General features: G+C 65.8%; 3 protein-coding genes. All 3 read right to left on the bottom strand.

The features are described from left to right. Window positions 1-183 precede the first annotated feature (183 nt). Window positions 184-1,173, bottom strand: a complete 990-nt coding sequence (locus EOA27_RS33560; RefSeq protein WP_126081182.1) for an MDR family oxidoreductase — start codon at window positions 1,171-1,173, stop codon at window positions 184-186. Between the two features lie 54 nt (window positions 1,174-1,227). Further along, window positions 1,228-1,716, bottom strand: a complete 489-nt coding sequence (lspA, locus tag EOA27_RS33555) for a signal peptidase II (RefSeq protein ID WP_126081183.1) — start codon at window positions 1,714-1,716, stop codon at window positions 1,228-1,230. A 10-nt stretch (window positions 1,717-1,726) separates the two neighbouring features. Beyond that, a partial coding sequence (locus EOA27_RS33550; RefSeq protein ID WP_145970727.1) for an RNA methyltransferase occupies window positions 1,727-2,079 on the bottom strand: 353 nt, incomplete at its 5' end.

Here is a 2,079-nt window from a genome sequence, read left to right as displayed (position 1 = left end):
GCTTCGGCGCGTCGGGCCTGTCAGCGCCCGCGGCTTTGCTGTCCTGCCTGATGTGGGAGTCCGCGACCATGCGCGGAACCATGCCAGACAGAAATTATGGAAGATTGGGGCGGATCGTTCGAATTTTAGCGATCGGGCGGATTCCGGCCGCGCTGCGGGCGCAGGCGGAACCGCGACCTCCGGCTACATGTCGACGACGACGCGGCCCCTGATCTTGCCTTCGACGATGTCGCGTGCGGCGGCGACAATGCCGTCGAAACCGATGGTGCGCGACAATGTCGACAGCTTCTTCAAGTCAAGGTCGGCGCCGATGCGTCGCCATGCCTCGAGGCGTACCGGCTTCGGCGCCATCACAGAATCGATGCCCAGCAGCGAGACGCCGCGCAGGATGAAGGGCGCGACGCTTCCCGGCAGGTCCATGCCGCCGGCCAGGCCGCAGGCGGCGATTGCGCCACCGTAGGAGGTCATCGACAGGACATTGGCCAAGGTATGGCTGCCGACCGAATCGACGCCACCTGCCCAGCGTTCCTTGGCGAGCGGCTTCGCCGGCTGGCTGAGCTCCTCGCGCGAGATCACCTCGGCCGCGCCGAGGTCGATCAGATAGGGGCTCTCGGCGTTGCGGCCGGTCGAGGCGATGACGTGGTAGCCCAGGCTGGAGAGGATCGAGATGGCGACCGAGCCGACGCCGCCGGCCGCGCCCGTCACCACCACCGGACCGCGATCCGGCACGATGCCGTGACGCTCCAGCGCCATGACGGAGAGCATGGCCGTGTAGCCAGCCGTGCCGACGGCCATCGCATCGTGCGCGCTCATGCCCTCGGGCAGCGGCACCAGCCAGTCGCCCTTGACGCGGGCCCGGCCGGCATAGGCGCCGTAATGCGTCTCGCCGACGCCCCAGCCGTTCAAGATTACCTTGTCGCCCTTGCGCCAATCGGCATGGGAAGAGTCGATCACGGTGCCGGCGAAATCGATGCCCGGAACCAGCGGCCAGCGGCGCACGACCGGCGCCTTGCCGGTGATGGCGAGCCCGTCCTTGTAGTTGACCGTCGTCGCCTCGACTGCGACGGTGACATCGCCCTCCATCAGGTCGGCCTCGGTGAGGTCGACGACCTCGACCGACTGCTTCTTTTCGGCATCGCGCGAAACGAGGATGGCTTTGAAGGTGTCGGACACGGTTTTCTCCTCGGTTCTGGCTGGTGAGAACTCTGCGGCTTCAACCGCGTGAGGTCAATTGCCGGGGTCCTGCGGTTTGGCTTCGCGGGCCCAGCCGATCAGCTCGTCGAAGACCACGAGCGCCGCACCGACCGAAATGAAGGCGTCGGCGAGATTGAACACAGCGAAGGACCAGACGGGCGTGTGGAACAGGATGTAGTCGATGACGTGGCCGAAAATAGCGCGATCGATGAGGTTGCCGAGCGCGCCGCCGATGATGAGCGCAAAGCCGATGCGGGCGACGACATGGCCGGCCGGGGTGCGCGTGGCGAGATAGAGCACGAAGGCGACGACCAGCACCGCGATCACCACCAGGCCGGTATCGCCGAAGGACTGGAACATCGAGAAGGCGATGCCGGTGTTGTAGGTGCGGAACAGCGCCAGGAAGGGCAGGAGATCGACCTTTTCTTGAAAGGCGAGACCGTTCTCGACCAGCTGCTTGATCCACTGGTCGAGCGCAATGGCGATCCCGACCAGCAGGGCATAAGGGGACCAGGATTTCACTTATTAGTCCTCATCGCGTCTCGATCGTGTCGAGCTTCAAGGCGCCACGCCTTATCTCGAACAGCATCACGCCGGTGGCGACCGCCAGATTGAGGGAATCGGCGCGGCCGGCCTGGGGGATCCGGAGCAGCCGGTCGCAGCTCTCGGCGAGGCTGTCGGGCAGCCCCTGCTGCTCGTTGCCCATCAGCAACAGAACCGGCCCTCTGGAAAAATCGACGGACCGATAGTCGACCGCGCCCTTGAGGTGCGTTCCGACGACCAGCCCCGAAAAATCGCGCCGCCAGGCGAGGAAAGCCTGCTCGGTTGCTCTCGCGACCGGCACGGCGAAGATCGACCCCATGGTGGCGCGCACCGTCTCCAGCG

Origin of the sequence: Mesorhizobium sp. M2A.F.Ca.ET.037.01.1.1 (assembly GCF_003998075.1) — a bacterium.
Classification (GTDB): domain Bacteria; phylum Pseudomonadota; class Alphaproteobacteria; order Rhizobiales; family Rhizobiaceae; genus Mesorhizobium.
Note: the sequence above shows the minus strand (reverse complement) of the source record. Positions and strands in the feature narration are given on the sequence as shown.